The organism is Nonomuraea cavernae (assembly GCF_040655715.1).
Lineage (GTDB): Bacteria > Actinomycetota > Actinomycetes > Streptosporangiales > Streptosporangiaceae > Nonomuraea > Nonomuraea cavernae_A.
Genome location: NZ_JBFAKL010000049.1, coordinates 1 through 15,837, shown reverse-complemented (window position 1 = coordinate 15,837; position 15,837 = coordinate 1). Strand labels below are relative to the sequence as shown.

The 15,837-nt window shown below is 68.4% G+C and carries 18 protein-coding genes; 8 read left to right on the top strand and 10 right to left on the bottom strand.

All coding sequences use genetic code 11. The annotated features are described in order from the left end of the window. The first annotated feature begins 234 nt into the window (after window positions 1-234). The 4 genes from AB0I38_RS39575 (at window position 235) to AB0I38_RS39560 (ending at window position 4,676) form a co-directional block, all read left to right on the top strand. Complete coding sequence (locus tag AB0I38_RS39575) at window positions 235-1,218, top strand: NAD(P)-dependent alcohol dehydrogenase (RefSeq protein ID WP_358495568.1); 984 nt, start codon at window positions 235-237, stop codon at window positions 1,216-1,218. A 203-nt stretch (window positions 1,219-1,421) separates the two neighbouring features. Beyond that, a complete protein-coding gene (locus AB0I38_RS39570; protein WP_358495564.1) occupies window positions 1,422-2,915 on the top strand; it encodes a serine hydrolase domain-containing protein in 1,494 nt (497 codons plus the stop codon). Between the two features lie 13 nt (window positions 2,916-2,928). Then, entirely contained in the window at window positions 2,929-4,026 is a 1,098-nt protein-coding gene (locus AB0I38_RS39565) for a sensor histidine kinase (protein ID WP_358495571.1), read from the top strand. Further along, on the top strand, window positions 4,023-4,676 hold the full coding sequence (locus AB0I38_RS39560; RefSeq protein ID WP_358495560.1) for a response regulator transcription factor: 654 nt from the start codon (window positions 4,023-4,025) through the stop codon (window positions 4,674-4,676). Before AB0I38_RS39565 ends, AB0I38_RS39560 begins: the two co-directional genes overlap by 4 nt. Window positions 4,677-4,789: 113 nt before the next feature. On the opposite strand, the gene AB0I38_RS39555 is transcribed toward AB0I38_RS39560, so the two are convergent. The 5 genes from AB0I38_RS39555 to AB0I38_RS39535 all read right to left on the bottom strand — a co-directional run bounded on the left by AB0I38_RS39555 (window position 4,790) and on the right by AB0I38_RS39535 (window position 8,845). Further along, window positions 4,790-5,464, bottom strand: coding sequence for a response regulator transcription factor (locus AB0I38_RS39555; protein ID WP_358495554.1), 675 nt, complete (start codon window positions 5,462-5,464; stop codon window positions 4,790-4,792). A gap of 27 nt (window positions 5,465-5,491) precedes the next feature. Continuing rightward, window positions 5,492-6,733 carry a sensor histidine kinase gene (locus AB0I38_RS39550; protein WP_358495547.1) on the bottom strand — a complete coding sequence of 414 codons (1,242 nt, stop codon included), beginning with the start codon at window positions 6,731-6,733 and terminating at the stop codon, window positions 5,492-5,494. After that, window positions 6,727-7,458 carry an ABC transporter permease gene (locus tag AB0I38_RS39545; protein WP_358495543.1) on the bottom strand — a complete coding sequence of 244 codons (732 nt, stop codon included), beginning with the start codon at window positions 7,456-7,458 and terminating at the stop codon, window positions 6,727-6,729. The genes AB0I38_RS39550 and AB0I38_RS39545 overlap by 7 nt, the downstream gene beginning before the upstream one ends. After that, window positions 7,455-8,171: an ABC transporter ATP-binding protein gene (locus AB0I38_RS39540; protein ID WP_358495539.1), complete on the bottom strand. Its 717-nt coding sequence runs from the start codon at window positions 8,169-8,171 to the stop codon at window positions 7,455-7,457. The genes AB0I38_RS39545 and AB0I38_RS39540 overlap by 4 nt, the downstream gene beginning before the upstream one ends. A gap of 197 nt (window positions 8,172-8,368) precedes the next feature. Further along, on the bottom strand, window positions 8,369-8,845 hold the full coding sequence (locus AB0I38_RS39535; protein ID WP_358495535.1) for a DUF1772 domain-containing protein: 477 nt from the start codon (window positions 8,843-8,845) through the stop codon (window positions 8,369-8,371). Between the two features lie 93 nt (window positions 8,846-8,938). Between AB0I38_RS39535 and AB0I38_RS39530 the strand changes: the two genes are divergently transcribed. Continuing rightward, on the top strand, window positions 8,939-9,619 hold the full coding sequence (locus AB0I38_RS39530; protein ID WP_358495529.1) for a TetR/AcrR family transcriptional regulator: 681 nt from the start codon (window positions 8,939-8,941) through the stop codon (window positions 9,617-9,619). Window positions 9,620-9,706: 87 nt separating this feature from the next. On the opposite strand, the gene AB0I38_RS39525 is transcribed toward AB0I38_RS39530, so the two are convergent. From AB0I38_RS39525 to AB0I38_RS39515, 3 genes are all read right to left on the bottom strand, one after another. Continuing rightward, window positions 9,707-10,882, bottom strand: a complete 1,176-nt coding sequence (locus tag AB0I38_RS39525; RefSeq protein WP_358495523.1) for a hypothetical protein — start codon at window positions 10,880-10,882, stop codon at window positions 9,707-9,709. Continuing rightward, entirely contained in the window at window positions 10,879-11,388 is a 510-nt protein-coding gene (locus AB0I38_RS39520; protein ID WP_358495520.1) for a SigE family RNA polymerase sigma factor, read from the bottom strand. The genes AB0I38_RS39525 and AB0I38_RS39520 overlap by 4 nt, the downstream gene beginning before the upstream one ends. 160 nt (window positions 11,389-11,548) lie before the next feature. Then, window positions 11,549-11,998 carry a MarR family winged helix-turn-helix transcriptional regulator gene (locus AB0I38_RS39515; protein ID WP_358495516.1) on the bottom strand — a complete coding sequence of 150 codons (450 nt, stop codon included), beginning with the start codon at window positions 11,996-11,998 and terminating at the stop codon, window positions 11,549-11,551. A 99-nt stretch (window positions 11,999-12,097) separates the two neighbouring features. On the opposite strand from AB0I38_RS39515, the gene AB0I38_RS39510 reads away from it, so the two are divergent. From AB0I38_RS39510 to AB0I38_RS39500, 3 genes are all read left to right on the top strand, one after another. Further along, window positions 12,098-12,964, top strand: a complete 867-nt coding sequence (locus AB0I38_RS39510; RefSeq protein WP_358495512.1) for an alpha/beta fold hydrolase — start codon at window positions 12,098-12,100, stop codon at window positions 12,962-12,964. A gap of 456 nt (window positions 12,965-13,420) precedes the next feature. Beyond that, entirely contained in the window at window positions 13,421-13,981 is a 561-nt protein-coding gene (locus AB0I38_RS39505) for an RNA polymerase sigma factor (protein WP_358495505.1), read from the top strand. Then, window positions 13,978-14,658: a hypothetical protein gene (locus AB0I38_RS39500; RefSeq protein WP_358495500.1), complete on the top strand. Its 681-nt coding sequence runs from the start codon at window positions 13,978-13,980 to the stop codon at window positions 14,656-14,658. Before AB0I38_RS39505 ends, AB0I38_RS39500 begins: the two co-directional genes overlap by 4 nt. A 312-nt stretch (window positions 14,659-14,970) precedes the next feature. On the opposite strand, the gene AB0I38_RS39495 is transcribed toward AB0I38_RS39500, so the two are convergent. Both AB0I38_RS39495 and AB0I38_RS39490 read right to left on the bottom strand, forming a co-directional pair. Further along, a complete protein-coding gene (locus AB0I38_RS39495) occupies window positions 14,971-15,387 on the bottom strand; it encodes a PIN domain-containing protein (protein WP_358495494.1) in 417 nt (138 codons plus the stop codon). Continuing rightward, window positions 15,363-15,674: a hypothetical protein gene (locus AB0I38_RS39490; protein WP_358495490.1), complete on the bottom strand. Its 312-nt coding sequence runs from the start codon at window positions 15,672-15,674 to the stop codon at window positions 15,363-15,365. Before AB0I38_RS39490 ends, AB0I38_RS39495 begins: the two co-directional genes overlap by 25 nt. Between the last annotated feature and the right edge of the window lie 163 nt (window positions 15,675-15,837).

Genomic DNA, 15,837 nt, shown 5'->3' with positions numbered 1-15,837 from the left:
CACCGCACCAAGGCCAGGAACCGCACGTCAGACCATCCCGACGCAGGGCATTATCAGCCTCCGAGAAATCACACCGAATTGGGCAACGGAGTCCTCAAGGCCGGAGCACTGCCGACGATTTCCGGTAGCCGTGACCTGGCCGATCGTCGGCCAATCGGGCGTACTTTCGGCTGATGAACCCCCTGGTGCCCGGCTTCTACGCTGAACTTCCCCGCAGTGAATGAGGAGAATGCGATGAAGGCGTTCGTCCTACGCTCGTACGGCTCACCCGATGTCCTCGAACTCACCGACGTCGACACCCCCGTGCCCGCCGACGACGAGGTGCTGGTCCAGGTGCGCGCCACCTCCGTCCAGCCGTACGACTGGCACTTCATGAGGGGAGAACCGTACATCGCGCGTCTGATGGGCGGCCTCGGGCTGCGCCGGTCGAAGATCGACATCCTGGGCGCCGACGTGGCCGGGCAGGTCGAGGCGGTCGGCAGGAACGTGACGGAGTTCCGTCCCGGCGACGAGGTGTTCGCCATGCCCAAACAGGGCGGTTTCAGCCAGTACGTCTGCGTACGGGAAAGCGAGCTGGCGCCGAAGCCGAAGAACCTGACGTACGAGCAGGCGGCGGCCGTGCCCATGGCGGCCAACACCGCCCTGCTGGCCCTGCGCGACCAGGGACGAGTCCAGCCAGGACAGAAGGTCCTCGTCAACGGCGCCTCAGGTGGCGTGGGCACGTTCGCCGTGCAACTCGCCCGGGCCTTCGGCGCGCAGGTCACCGGCGTCTGCAGCACGCGGAACCTGGACCTGGTCCGATCGATCGGCGCGCACGAGGTCATCGACTACACCCGAGAGGACTTCACCCGGAACGGCCGGCGCTACGATCTCCTGCTGGACAACGCGGGCAACCACCCCGGAGCGGCCTGCCGTCGGGCGCTGACCCCCGAGGGGACCCACGTCGTCGTCGGCGGACAGGCCGGCCGCTGGCTGCAGCCCGTCGGCCGCATGATCTCGACGTTCGCGGCGTCGCCGTTCGTGTCCCAGCGGATAGCCCGGGCGGACGTCGTCCAGTGCACGGAGAACAAGCGCAACCTGCTGACGCTGACCGAGCTCATCGAGACCGGAAAGATCACTCCGGTCATCGACCGGACCTACCCCTTCGAGGACATACCGGCGGCCATCAGGTACCAGGAAGAAGGGCACGCCCCGGGAAAGGTCGTCATCACGATCTGACGGCCGAACACCGTTGGACAGGTGCTGACGGCCGGCCGGCAGAAGGGGATCCCGACGGTGCTCTTGGTTCAGGGCCTGACGAAAGTCAGGGGTGGTCACTGTCGTTCGGGTCCTGTCCTGGGGTTTCGCGATATCTAACGTTGCCGACGTCAACGAGACGATCGGAGCGCATTGTGTGGCGGAGCAAGAACCGGTGGCGGAGTGTGGGGCGTGCGGCGACCGCGGTGGTCGCCGGTCTGGTGATTCTGGCGGTGCCGGGCCCGGCATCCGCGAAGGGAGAACCGGACGAGGCGGCGATCCAGCGGGTGGTGTCCGACTTCGCCCGCAACGCGGGCTATCCGGGCATCGCCGTGGCGATCAGCAAGGGTGACCAGGTGCTGTACACGGGTGGATACGGCAAGGATTCGTCCGGTGCCGCGGTGACCGCGACGACGCCGGTGCCGGCGGCGTCAATCAGCAAGTCGTTCACCGCACTCGCTGTGATGCAGTTGGTCGAGGCGCGGAAGGTGACGCTGAACGCGCCGGTGCGCGACTACCTGCCCGATTTCCGGATCAGCGACTCCCGGGGCGGGCAGATCACGGTACGCGACCTGCTGAACCAGACCTCCGGCATCACCGACAACACGCTCCCGGAGAAGAGCCTGCCGCAGCCGGACTCGCTGGCGGGCGCCGTGACGCGAGCCCACGACGCTACGCTGGCCGTCGATCCCGGCACGAAGTACTCCTACACCAACACGAACTATCATCTCGCCGCCCGGCTCGTGGAGGCCGTCGCGGGCGAGCCGTTCGCGGACTATCTGCGGCGTCACGTGTTCGAGCCGATCGGCATGCGGGCGACCGCCACGATCGACCAGACCCCCCGCGACCTGCCGCGTGACGTGCGCAAGGGATACATGTACGCGTACGGAGTGCCGATTCCCGTCACCGAGCCGAAGCGGTTCGTCAACGGCTCCGACGGCGTGGTCACCACCGCCGAGGACCTGGCGAAGTGGCTGATCGTGCACAGCAACGCGGGCCGGGCCGCGAACGGCACGCAGCCGGTGTCGGCGTCGAGCATCGCGGCCATGCACACCTCCTCGGACCGGCGGTGGACGTACGGAATGGGCTGGAACACCGACCAGAAGGGACGGGTGCGCCACAGCGGCGTCTGGTTCACCTACACCGCCGAACAGCTTCTGCTCCCCGGCGGCTACGGCATCGCGGTCATCGGCAACAGCGGCATCGGCCTGATCAACGAGGGCATCGGCTCACTGGCGGACGAGCTGGCCACCCTCGTGACCGGCGGCGAGCCGTCGCCCGGCGTCCCGCTGCGGCTGATCGTCGACCTGACGCTGGCCGGCCTCACCCTGCTGAGCGTGTTCCTCGGGGTCCGTAACCTGCGCCGCACGCGGGCGTGGGCAGAACGACTCGCCGACCGGCCCTCCTGGCGGCTCGTCCCGCGGCTGCTGCCCCGGCTCATCCCTTTCACCCTCCTGACAATCCTTCCGGACCTGCTCGGCGGGCTCGTCGGCGGCGGGCGGGATCTCACCTTCATCCAGCTCTGCTACTACTCGGTGGCGCTGGTCACCTGGGCCGCGGTCGCGGCAATGATGAACATCAGCGTGCTGATCACCCGCGTTGTCGCTCTGACCCACCTGCGCCGGTCGGCCGACAGCCCGGTCAGATGGGACGTTTCCGCTCAAATCGCCTCAAGATAGTGTCGGTGCCGTGATGGATCACGCTCGCGGCTGGTCGGCGAGATCACCCGCCCCGCCGTGGGCACTGACCGTGCTGGCGGCACTGCTGATCGTCATCGCACTGTCCTATGCCGAGTTGCCGCCCTGGGCGTGGGCGGGTGCCCTGCTGGCGCCGATCGCGGCCGTGGCACTGCTCGGGACCTATCCGGTGATCTCGCTGGGGGTGTGCGCGACCACGAGCATCGCGACGGCGCTGGGCATGCGCGACGCCGTACCTGTGTGGAGCGCCGCGGTCGGTGGAGCGATCTTCGTGATCAGTCTCCTGGCCGGCCGCCGGATGTCCCGATCGGCTCCCGCACTGGGGGTGTTCGCGGTGGGGGCGACGCTGCACGTCCCGCTCGGCCTGATCACGGGTGACGTGTGGAGCGTCGGGTTGCTGCTCGTCCTGACGGTGGTCCTGCCGTGGGTGCTGGGCCGGTCCATCCGTCAGCAGACCGAGGCGGCCGCGATGGCCACCGAGCGCGCCCGCCTGCAGGAGCGGAACCGCATCGCCCGCGACATGCACGACACGCTCGGGCACGAGCTGAGCCTGCTGGCGCTGCGTGCCGGAGCACTCGAGATGGCTCCCGAGCTCGACGAGCGCCATCGGGCGACGGCCGCGCAGCTACGAGCCGGCGCCGGGCTGGCGACCGAACGGCTGGCCGAGATCCTCACCTTGATGCGCGACGGCGAGCCCGCGCCCCTGCACCCGGTCGCGGAGGATCGCATCGACGACCTCGTCGACCGGGCCGTGCAGTCCGGCTTGGCGGCCTCGCTGGAGTGGCACGGCGTACGGCGCCTCCCGCCGGTGATCGGCCGGGCAGCCCACCGCGTCGTCCAGGAGGCGCTGACCAACGCCGCGAAACACGCGGCGGGGGCTGCCGTGCGCGTGCGACTGGCGACCGAGGACGACACCACGGTGGTCACCATCACCAACGGTCTGCCATCGAACGCGCGGCGGGGCACCGGAGGACGCACCGGCCTGGCAGGACTACGCGAGCAGGTGCGGCTCGCCGGCGGAACTCTTCGCGCCGGGCCACGTGACCACGAGTACGAGATCGTGGCCACGCTCCCGCACATGGGGGCGTCGTGATCCAGGTCCTGCTGGCCGACGACGACGTGATGATCCGGGCCGGGGTGCGTGCCATTCTCACCACTGACCCGGATATCGAGGTGATCGCCGAAGCCGGCGACGGGCGGGAGGCCATCGAACTCGCGCTCGCGTACCGGCCCGACGTCGCCCTGCTCGACATCCGCATGCCCCGCCTCGACGGCCTGGCCGCCGGCGCCGAGATCATCCGCGCGGCGCCGACGATCGCCGTGGCCATCCTCACCACCTTCGGTGACGATGCCTACCTGGCTCGGGCACTCGACGACGGCATTCGCGGCTTCCTCCTCAAGTCCGGCAATCCACGTGAATTGATCGCGGGCGTTCATGCGGTCGCCGGGGGCGGCGCCTACCTCGCCCCGAAGATGGCAGCGCGGGTGATCAGCGAACTCCGGTCTAGCGGGCTCAGCCGCGCCACGGCGGCCCGCGCCAAGGTGCAGGCACTGACCGACCGGGAACGTGATGTTCTGACCCTGCTCGGCGCCGGGCTGTCCAACACCCAGATCGCCAACCGGCTGGGCCTGGTCGAGGGCACGATCAAGGGCCACGTCAGCGCGATTCTCACCCGCCTCGACCTCAGGAACCGGGTACAGGCGGCCATCCTCGCCCATGAGGCCGGTCTCGTCACGGAGTGATGCTCCGGGGCTCGCGAACCCCGGCGGCGAGTGAGATCGCGAGCGGTCACCGTGCCGTCGGGCCGAGAGGCCATCCAGGCCGACACCGGCGCCGCGAAGACCGCGACAGTCGTTCAACCGTTGTCCGCCAGGCGAACATCGGCGCTCGGTTTGAGCAGGCCGGTCTCATACGCCGCCGCGACCGCGGCCGCCCGATCGTTCACCTCGAGTTTGGCGAAGAGGTGCAGCAGATGCGTCTTCACCGTCGCCTCGGTGATGAACAGTTTCGCGGCGACCTCACGATTGGTCGCGCCACGGGCGATGAGCCCGAGCACCTCGAGTTCGCGGCGGCTCAGTGTCCGCTGTCCGGGCGCGCGCTGTTCGGGCGTGCGCTGTTCGGGCGTGCGCGCCCGGTGCGTCAGCGCGCCGGCCACGGAGGGGGACAGCACCGTCTCACCGCGAGCCGCCGCCCGCACGGCGCGACGCAGGTCGGCGCGCGGGGTGTCCTTGAGCAGATAGCCGGTGGCGCCCTGCTCGATCGCGGGCAGGACGTCGGCGTCGTCGTCGAACGTGGTCAGGACCAGCACATGGATGCCCGGCGTCTGTTCGCGGAGCCGGCGGATGACCTCCGCCCCGCTCATCTTCGGCATCCGCAGGTCCATGAGCACGACATCGGGATTGGTCCGCAGGGCCACCACGAGTGCCTCCGGCCCGTCAGCCGCCTCGCCGACCACCTCGAAGGCGTCGTCATCGGCGAAGATCCCACGCAGCCCGTCACGGACGACTGGATGGTCATCCACGATGATCATACGAATCGGCATATCTCACCACACGTTTCAGGAGTGGTCGGACGATCCCGAATCCGAGTCGGCCGGGATGGCTGGAATGGTGGCGGAGATTCCCGTTCCCTGGCCAGGGGCGGTCTCGATCTCGAAGTCGCCGGCCAGGCGGATCACCCGCTGACGCATCGCGACGAGCCCGAAGCCACCCACGTTCGACGGGTTCGCCGCCCCAAGAGTGAAGCCCGTCCCGTCGTCACGGACGTCCAGCGCCACGACATCCTCCATGTACGACAGGGTGAGGCCGACCCGGGTGGCCGAGGCGTGCTTGCCGACGTTGGTCAGCGCCTCCTGCGCCACCCGCAGCAAGGTGATCTCCACCTCCCCGTGCAGCGGCCGGGGGTCGCCGGTGACCGACACGGAGGCGGGTACGCCGGAAGTCCGCGACCATCTCGCGGCGATGCCGTGAAGGGCGGTGGCGAGCTGGGCCTCGTCCAGCGGCGCCGGACGCAGCGCCTGAACCGATCGCCGGGCTTCGTTCAGGCTCTCCCTGGCCAGGGTGCGCACCGTGCTCAGTCGCGAGCGGACGGCTGGGGTGTCATCGATCGCGTCGTCGGCGGCTTCGAGCTGGGTGAGGATGCCGGTCAGGCCCTGCGCGACGGTGTCGTGGATCTCCCTGGCCATCCGCTGCCGCTCCTCGAGCACGCCGGCCTCACGAGCGCTGGTCAGTAGCTGAGCCTGCAGATTCGCGTTCTCCTCCGCGAGCGCGACCAGCTTGGCGCCGGCCTCCCGCAGCTGCGTGATCATCACCTTGCGGTTCTCGTTCTGATCACGGATGGCCTGGCCGACCAGGCCGATCGCAGAGGCGACCAGCAGCGCGACGAGGAAGGAAAAGAGCATCTGGCTCGGGGTCCGCCCTTGTTCAGGGCGGGCGACGACCAGCACACCGGCCGTCGCGACCACCCCCGCGTACGCCCACCAACCGGTGATCAAGGTGAAGGACTGGATGAACATCGCCACGGCCGTCACCGTGAACAGCGTGTCGATTCTGATCAGCGTCCCGATGACGGCGAGCATCACGATGAAGTAAGCGATCACCATCACCGGTCTCTCGGTCCGGCCGGGACGTGAGGTGACCATGAACCAGTGCCAGACGCCGGCGGCCAACGCCAGGGCCGGCACCTCCGGCCTCCAGTCCCGCAGCAACGCGAAGACCGCCGGAAGCAGGATGAAGAGGTACGGCAGGACGGGCCAGACACGATCCCAGCGCGAGGCGGCAGGGTCGTCGGTGGCTACCACCGAAACGCCCTGAGGGCGACGCCGCCGGCGACGACGAAGATCGCGACCATCAGGCCCAGGGTAACCGGGGACATCGCATCGCCGGCCCAGCCGTCGCGGATCGCCCGGACCGCGGGGGCCATGGGGGTCAGGTCGCCGATGGCCCGCATCGACTCGGACATGGTCTCGCGGGGGATGACGGCGCCGGAGAGGAAGCCCATCGGAAAGAAGAGACCCAGCCCGATCACCGTCGCGGCCCGACCACTGGGAACGAGCCCGCCGACGAGGAGGCCGATGGAGCTGAGGCTCAGCGCGCCGAGTGTCCACGCCAGGAGAACTCCCCCCACGTTCGCCGGCGCCGTGAGCCCGTAACCGATCAGTCCGACGACGATCAACAGCATCGTCCCGAGCGCGGCCAGCAGCATGTGAGCCACCCACTGGGCGCCGAACAGCAGGGTGGGTGAGGCAGGGGTGGCGCGCAGCCGCTTCAGCACCCGGCGTTCTCTGTACCCGGCGAGTGTGGCGGGGAGGATGACCAGCGCGGCGAGACCGATGACGAAGACGCTCAGCATCGGCACGGTGGCGTCGACGGCCGGCAACCCGCCCGGCAGGGGTTTGCCGGTGCGCAACTTGACCCACAGCATGATCAACGGGAAGGCCAGAGCGAAGAACGCCGACATCGGATCACGCATGATCAGCTTCAGCTCGACGGCGATGACGTTCGTGATGCCGTTCATGCCGTTCATGCCGTTCCCCTTCCGGTCAGCGCGAGGTACGCGTCCTCCAGCGAATCGGATCGCCCCCGCGTGATCAGCTCACGCGGGCTGCCCTCGGCGATGACTCGGCCCCGGTCGATGATCGCGATGCGGTCGCACAGTGCCTCGGCCTCGTCCATGAAATGGGTGACCAGCACGACGGTGACCCCGCGCTCGCGCATCTCACGGATCAAGCCCCAGGTCGTACGGCGGGCAGAGGGGTCCAGGCCCGTGGTGAGCTCGTCGAGGAAGACGAGGTCCGGGTTGCCGACCAGGGCCAGCGCGATGAACAACCGCTGCTTCCAGCCGCCGGACAGGCTCGCGAAGCCGGCGCGTCTCTTGTCCGTCAGCCCCCACTCGTCCATGACTTCTCGCCAGTCGGCGGGCTTGGCGTAGAGGGAGGCATACATCCGTAACGCCTCACCGACCTTGATCGCGTCAGGCAGGGCCGCCTCCTGCAGTTGGACGCCGATGCGCTGCAGCAGCTCGCGCCGGTCGCTCTGCGGGTCCAGACCCAGCACGCGCAGGGTGCCGCCGTCTCGCCGCCGCAACCCCGACGCGCACTCCACGATCGTGGTCTTCCCTGCTCCGTTGGGTCCGGCGATCCCGAAGATCTCCCCTCGCTCCACCCTCAGGGAGACGCCGTCTACCGCGTTGCCGCCTTTGTAGCTTTTCCGGAGGCCGTCCATCTCGATGGCTGTCATGTTCAGAGGATCATCGGCAGGCGACTCCTTCGACATCCACCGAACGGTTGATGGGGTCCGGCCCGCCCGGATTCGCCGCTTGCGGCCTGGCGAGCCTGGGCGTACCGCTCAGGGTCGGTCTTGGTTCGAGCAGTTACCCGCCGACCGGTGATGAGCTCCCGCATTCGACGCCGGCGGCATCGGAGAGCGCGCCTCGCCTAGCCTCCTGCCCTGTCGGCCACCTGGGCGATCAGGAGCGCGACGAAGGCCACGGTCGCCATCGCCGTACGGACCAGATGCAGCGTCCACCAGCGCAGGCGGACGTCCGCCCAGCCGGCCGGCGGCTGGTCGGCGTCCCAGGAGTCGGCCAACTGGTTGAGCGGATCCAACGCGGTCAAGGTGAGCACGATCGTGGCCACCAGGAGCAGCGCGGCGGTGACCGCGAGCCAGAAGACGAGTTGGCCGCGCGAGTAGGACATGACACAGGTCGCCAGGAGCAGGACGAGGCAGGTGAGCAGGAGCACCGGCATGGCGCGGCGGTAGTCGGTGTTGAGCGCCTGCCAGTAGCGCACGTACGCGGATCCGGGCAGGGAACGTAGCGATGGAGCCAGCACGGTGAACACGAGCCCCCCGGCGAACAGGCCGAGCAGTAACGTCGCACCCGTACGGGCGACCTCCAGCAGCACGATGCGCATACCTACCCGCCTCCGCCGAACCCGAGCGATTGACCAGGTGCACAAAATTTCATTTGAATCAATTAAAGTCAATACATGGCGGGAGGACCCTTCATGAAACCCAAGCGCCGCTACGTCAGTGACGTGCGACGGGAGAACGCGGAGGCGACCCGGCTGCGCATCGCGGAGGCGGCACGAGTGCTCATGCTGGAACGCGGCTACGCCGCCACGACGATGGCCGAGGTCGCGAAAGCGGCAGGCGTCGTCGTACAGACCCTCTACACCGCCCTCCCCGGCGGCAAGCCAGGGCTGGCCAAGCTCGTCTGGGACGTGACCTTGGCCGGCGACGCCAAGGCCATCCCGCAGAGCGGCCGGCCGCAGGTGCAAGCGATCATCGCCGAGCCCGACCCCGAGCGGAAGCTGGCCGTGTTCGCGCGGATGGCACTGGCGATCTACGATCGGGTCGCTCCGGTGCACCGCGTGCTGCGCGCAGCCGCGGCCGCTGATGCCGGTCTCGCCGACCTCCTGGCCGACACCGAACACCAGCGGCTGAAGGGCAGCCGTGGTCCCGCCGAACATCTGGCGGCCGTGGGCGCGCTGCGCGCCGATCTGAGCGTCGAGCGGGCCGCCGACCACATCTATGCCCTGACCTCGATCGAACTGCTTGAGCGACTGGTCGAGGTCTGCGGATGGAACGTACGGGACTGCGAGGACTGGCTGGCCCGGACCCTGAGCCAGACCCTGCTCGAAACTGGCCACACACAAATGCCGCAGGAGGCGGAAAACAGCCGTTGAAGCCGACAGGCGACATCCGAAGGTGGCGTACGCATCGGCCGCGGCGGCGGGCGAGGTGTTCGGCGAACGGGGCCGGCCACAGCGCGCTCAGTTCCGCCGGGTGAGCACCCATTCCCAGTACTCGTCACCGCCACGGTCGCGGCTGGCCGTGAGCTGGGTCATCCGCTCGCCATCCGCGCTGACCAGCACGAGACCGTTGTCGAACTCGCTCCCGCACGTGCCCGCGCAGCCCAGCGCCAGCACGTTGTCGTTGTCGGCCCAGGCCAGCCTCCGCAGCACCAGCTTCTTGCCCGGTCTCGACGGTGGCAGGCCGGGGCCGAGCACCCGCTTGCCGTCGGGCGAGATCTTCGACCAGGCCGAGTAGTCGATGTACTGGTCGCCGGCCGGGCCGTCCTGCCGTTTGCCGTCGAGGCTCAGCCACAATCTGTCGGGCATGGTGTCGGTGGGCTCCCAGAGCATGGACCCGTCCAGGCTCCAGCCGAGGTCCTGGCGGGCGTTCATGTTTCCGGGCTGCTCATCGGCGCCCAGGGGTGGCAGCGGATGATAGGCGACCTCGCCGGTGGCCACGTCGATGATGTAGTAGCCGATCCGAGGGCTGGTCAGGTTCTCGACGGAGAAGGAGTCCTTGCCCATCCGCTTCCGGCTCCGCTCCGGATAGCGGGAGTACGCGGTGGCCAGGACCTTGGTGCCGTCGGGTGACCAGACGAGCGAGCCGACATCGTGCTCCAGGTCGATCCAGGTCAGGACCTGCCGCGTGTTCATGTCGAGGATGCCCACCTGCCTGCCGATCTTGTCTCCCTGGAGCACCGCGGCGAGCTGAAGCCCCGGCGCCACGTCCAGCCAGGCCCACGCCGTCTTCTCATAGCCGTCGGAGCGGGGGTCGTACAGGTGCCAGGTACGGCGGAAGCGCTCCGCATTGTCGGGCAGCTTCTCCAGCCAGGTGGTGAAGTAGGCGGAGACGGCCACGTCGCCCGCCGCCACGAACTTCTTCGGCGGCGCGTTCTCGACATCGGCCCGCACGTCCACAGAGGTCACCTCCGGCCGGACGGGCACGCTCACTCCGGCCGCCGGGCCTGCGGTCATGTTCTGGTCACGCAGCCCGACGGTGAGCACGGCGGCGACGACGACGGCCAGCCCTGCGGCCAGGACAGTCGCCGCGGCGGGCAGCCAGGCGCGCCGCCGTAGCGCCCGGTCGGCCAGATCATGCGGCACCCGCACCAGGCCGGCCCACTCCTCCATGGTGTCGCGAAGCAGTCGGGTCATGTGGCGGCCTCCAGTTCCGTGGCCAGCTCGGGGGCGATCTGACGGAGCCTTGCCAGTGATCGGTGCGTGGTGCTCCTCACCGTGCCGATCGAGCAGCCGAGCGCCTCGGCGACCCGGTCCTCCGGCAGGTCCTCGAGGTAGCGCAGCACCAGCACGGCGCGCTGCCTCGGTGTGAGCCTGGCCAGGGCGCCGCGCAGCACCATGTGCAGCTCACTCTGATGCGTGTGGTCCTTTCCCGGCCGATCGGGCGGCACCGCCTGAACGACCTCGCCGCGCCGCCCGATCGTGCGCCACCAGCTCACCTGCTGCCGGTACATGATCTGCCTGACGTACGCCTCGGGGGCATTGACCCGATGCCACTTGGCCGCCAGCTTCGCCAGCGCGGCCTGCACCAGATCCTCGGCCGCGTGCTGGTCACCGCCAGTGAGCAGAAAGCCAAGCCGCATCAGGGCCGCGGAGCGCGCAGAGACGAACTCGCGGAAGTCCTGCTCGTCCGCAGCGTCCACGACCACCTCCAAACGTGTGAATGACACCCCTCAGACGCGGGAAGCCCCATCCCGCTATGCCTGTCCCGCCGGACGACTTCGCCACCGAACCGAATCTGCCCTTTCTGACGGTCGTAGCTCCGCAGCGAGTCACCGTGCTCCGAAAGGGGTGTCGTAAGCGCTACTCCTGGCTGGTGACTGCCTCGTGCACATCGCCGAGGAAGCGTTCGACGGTCGCCTGATCGGCGGCGTCGAACCGGCTCATGACGGCGACTACCTCGTTGATGAGCGGGCCGAAAAAGCTCCAGCCGAGCGCGACCGCGCTCTCATCCACTTTCAACAGCACACGCCGACGGTCTCGTGTGTCGCGTTCCCGGCGCACATGACCGAGTCTTTCCAGACGGTCGATCACCGCCGTGGTGCCCGCGGAGTTGAGTCCGAGTCGCGCCCCCAGCACTCCCGGAGTGGCGGGCGCGCCCGTGCGGGCGGCATCCAGGAGGCAGATGAGCGCACGCACATCGGTCGGGTGGAGGGCGTGCCGGGCGGCGAATCTCTCCCCGACCCGGTCGAGCTCCATGGTGATGGCGCGCAGCAGGTGCACCACTCGCATCCCGGCGTCCTGCTCGTTCACGTCGCCTGCCACCTTCCTCCGTCGTTGCCAGTGCCATATTATGGCACTATCTCGCCCAGCGAGATTCTTGCTTGGCGAGTTACCTGTTTGGGGTGAAACATGTCCGGTGACGGCCACGGCGCGAACGCGACCTTCCTCGCCGCCTATGACGCGGTCCTGGAGCGTTGGCCGGTCCGGGTCGAGCCGATCGACCTACCGTCGACATACGGAACGACGCGGGTGAACGCGTGCGGGCCGGCGGACGGCCCGCCACTGGTCCTCTTGCACGGCGGTGGCACCACCGCGGCGATGTGGTTCGCCAACGTCGCCGAGTTCGCACGCCGGCACCGGGTGTACGCCGTGGACCGCATCGGCGAGCCGGGACGGAGCGTCCGGGGCGAGCGGCCCCCTCGCAACATCCCCGACCTGCTCGGCTGGCTGGACGGGGTGCTCGACGGTCTCGGGGTCGAAAGCGCCGCCGTGTGCGGGCACTCCTATGGCGGGTGGATCGCCCTGACATACGGCCTCCACGCGCCCCAGCGGGTCCGGCGGCTCGTTCTCCTCGATCCGACGCAGTGTTTCGGAGGATTCCGGGTGGGATACCTGGCACGCGCGCTGCCGTCCCTCATCCGGCCGACGGCCTCGCGTGCGCGAGCTTTCCTGGCGTGGGAGACCGACGGCGCGGAACCCGACCCCGCCTGGCTGCGGCTGTACGGCCTGGCCGCGGAGTTCCCTGACGTGAAAATCGTGACCGGGAAGCAGCCCGAGCCCGCACTACTGCGCACACTTACGACGCCCACCCTTGTGCTCCTCGCCGGGCGTGGCAGGGCCCATCCCCCTCACCGCATCGCGTCCGCCGTCACACGCCTCCTGCCGCACGCGGAGACCGCGGTGCTGCCGGACGTCTCCCACCACGCGATGCCATGGCACCAGGCCCCCGACCTCAACACCCGCGTCGTCGGTTTTCTCGACAAGACGGCGACATGAGAAACGAAGAAGTCCCCGAAACAACCCTGAGACCGAAGGTTCGTACGCGACGAGCACTCCCCCGGCCGCCCGTTCGGCGACCGCGATCACGGACGCGTCCACTGCGCCCAGAGGGGCTCGCATACATCTCGACCAAGGCGCCCATGCGACCCAGATCTGACGCGGTGAGATCCACAAGCGTCAATCCCGCCCCGAAACTGCGCAAGAAAGTGTCGCGTACGAGGTCAGCGGACGCCGTGGCGATCACCATCGACGTGATCGAGCGCTCCTTGGGAACCACTGCCCCGCATGCCGATCGTGGCCTGATTCCCAGCTGACCGGCCTGCGACTCGATTTTTGCGGTCAGCCCGCGCGACCGCCTCTCAGCGGAAACTTTTGGCCCCACCTGTTCACTCTCATAACGTTTTCCCGGCCGCTGACCAAGAAGGGGTGTAATCGACGAAGGGAGCACGGCCGGTGCGTCGCAGACAGGCGGACATCGCTACGGACGTGGAGGCTTTCGAAGCCTTCTACCGGCGCCACGTCGATGCGATCACGTGGTTCCTCGCCCGCAGGGTCGATGATCCGAACACGGTCGCCGACCTGGTGGCGGAGGTTTTCGTCGCGGTGCTCGACTCCGCCCATACCTACCGGCCCGGGCTCGGTAGCGAGATCGCGTGGTTGTACGGCGTGGCTCGCAACACCCTCTCGGCCGAGCGGCGGCGGGCGTTCAAGGAGACGAAACTGGCCGATCGCTTAGGCGGACGAAGGCCGCTCGACTCCGACGACGTCGCCCAGCTCGAAGAGCGGATCGACGCGGAGAGCGTGGCCAGGCGGGCCCTCCAGGCCATGGCCGGACTGCCAGACGGTGATCGCGCGATGCTCGAACTGGTCGTCATCGACCAGCTCACGATCAGCGAGGCGGCCACCGCTCTGGGCATCCGGCAGGGGGCCGCCAGGGCCAGGCTGCACCGCGCCCGCCGCACGCTCAGGAAGGTGCCGGGGATAGCTCCCTTCGTCATGGAAGGAATGCGATGAATTTCAAGGAGCACGTGCTGATGGAACTCAAGGCCGAGATCGTCGCCCGGAACAAGGCTCGACGCCTGCTCGTCAGGCGGCGCCTGTTCGCCGGAGCCGCGGTGGCCGGGATCGCGGCGGCGGCGGCCGTCGCGGTGCCGTTCCTGAACGGGGCGGGAACCCCGGCCTACGCGGTCACCGAAAACACCGACGGCACGATCACCCTGAAGATCAACGAGTTCAGGGACCCATCCCAGGTGGAGAAGGACCTGACGGAACTCGGCCTGACCGCCGACGTCTCCTACGTCAAGCCCGGCACCCGATGTGCCCCCGACCGCGGCCACACCGACGCCGGCCCCTCGTTCTCCAAGGAGGAGCTCAACAGCAAGGATCCCGAGGTCCAGAAGAGGATCAGGGAAGCCATCCACAACTCGCCGAACGGCAAGGCGTTCAGGATAGGCGGTGCCGAGGTGCGGATCAGTCCGCAGCACATCAATCCGGGGCAGACAGCCGTCATGGAGTTCACCGAGAACGAGGACCAGACCTCGGGCCCGGAGAAGCCCAGAGCCCTGTCGCAGTTCAGCGGCTACCTCGTCACCGGTCCGGTCAAGCCTTGCAAGATCGTCGACGACCCGTCCTGGAGCAAGATGCCCGACCCCAGGACGAACCCCGGGGCATACCCGCCGCCCGGTAGCTGACCCTCGCCGGGCGGGAGCGCCTGCCGTACTCCGCCGGCAGCCGCCACGCCATCCGCCGGGGCGAGCGACTGAACTCAGCTCCAGCGGGTGGCCGGCTGATCGTGGCTCGCGGCAGTAGTCGCCGCCCTCAGCGCGCCAGGAGGACCGTGTCCACGCCCCGGGCCAGAGTGTGCCCTTGATCGACACCGGCAGGCCAGGCGATCAAAAGCTCGATTCTGGCTTCCCGCGGGTCTACGCCTCGCCGGACGTCAGACCAACGGGGCAGGCCACACCGGTCCCGCCCGATGTTCATTGCCACGTGACCCGTAGGCCTCAGACTCCGACAACCTTGACGGTTTTCCCGCAGAGCCGGTCCATGTCGTCCTTGTCAGAGGTGAGAACGATCACTGGTCTGACCGCACGCAGGGCGGTAGCAGCGACCACGGCATCGATGGCGTACTTGTGACCATGTAGCCGGGCATCGCGGAGAAGCTCGATCGCCCGCACACAGATGTCCTCGGTCACCGGCTCGACCTTCAGCCGGGACAGATGCCATTTGAGACGATCACTCTTCACCCGGATGTCCTGAGCCTCGATCGGCGTCATCGCGCTGACGACGACCCGGAAGTCGTTGTCCTGGGCTCCCCGCAGGATCGCGGTCACTCTCTGATCAGCCTCGCACCACTTGACGAGACCCTCACAGTCGAGGATCACGGTGCCCGCACTCAGCTTGCTTCGTGCGCGCGCCATCCGCCCTCTTCCTGGAACTCGGGTGCGGACTTCACGCTCCGAAACAACTCCGCCGCCTCATCCCGCAATGCCTGGGGAATCGGCCCGGAGGTAGCCTCATTCGCCTGAAGCGCCTCCTCCAGGAGATCCCGCTCGATCTGACGTTCAACCGCAGCATCGACATAGGCGGAGAACCCACGCGCTCCGACGCGCTCCCTGACCGCCCGGATATTCCCCGCGCGCAAGGAAACACTGACCTTGGCCGCCGGACCGTCTCCCGGCGCGAACTCCCGTTCAGGCACACTCACCCGGCCAGTTTACTACTCGAAGTGGCAAATAGCGGGGAAGTTCGCCATCCGCTGGATCGATCGGTCGAACCGTTCGGAGGATCTCAGTGATCCTCTTGCCTGATTCATCGGCATCCGCCTCGATTGTTCGAGGTCTTACGTCGCCTCCACAGGCGTTTAGCGT

Coding starts and splice junctions, on each gene's coding strand:
- AB0I38_RS39510 (WP_358495512.1), top strand. CDS start 12,098: ATGTCCGGTGACGGCCACGGCGCGAACGCGACCTTCCTCGCCGCCTAT.
- AB0I38_RS39530 (WP_358495529.1), top strand. CDS start 8,939: ATGAAACCCAAGCGCCGCTACGTCAGTGACGTGCGACGGGAGAACGCG.
- AB0I38_RS39495 (WP_358495494.1), bottom strand. CDS start 15,387: ATGGCGCGCGCACGAAGCAAGCTGAGTGCGGGCACCGTGATCCTCGAC.
- AB0I38_RS39575 (WP_358495568.1), top strand. CDS start 235: ATGAAGGCGTTCGTCCTACGCTCGTACGGCTCACCCGATGTCCTCGAA.
- AB0I38_RS39565 (WP_358495571.1), top strand. CDS start 2,929: ATGGATCACGCTCGCGGCTGGTCGGCGAGATCACCCGCCCCGCCGTGG.
- AB0I38_RS39525 (WP_358495523.1), bottom strand. CDS start 10,882: ATGACCCGACTGCTTCGCGACACCATGGAGGAGTGGGCCGGCCTGGTG.
- AB0I38_RS39500 (WP_358495500.1), top strand. CDS start 13,978: ATGAATTTCAAGGAGCACGTGCTGATGGAACTCAAGGCCGAGATCGTC.
- AB0I38_RS39535 (WP_358495535.1), bottom strand. CDS start 8,845: ATGCGCATCGTGCTGCTGGAGGTCGCCCGTACGGGTGCGACGTTACTG.
- AB0I38_RS39540 (WP_358495539.1), bottom strand. CDS start 8,171: ATGACAGCCATCGAGATGGACGGCCTCCGGAAAAGCTACAAAGGCGGC.
- AB0I38_RS39545 (WP_358495543.1), bottom strand. CDS start 7,458: ATGAACGGCATGAACGGCATCACGAACGTCATCGCCGTCGAGCTGAAG.
- AB0I38_RS39555 (WP_358495554.1), bottom strand. CDS start 5,464: ATGATCATCGTGGATGACCATCCAGTCGTCCGTGACGGGCTGCGTGGG.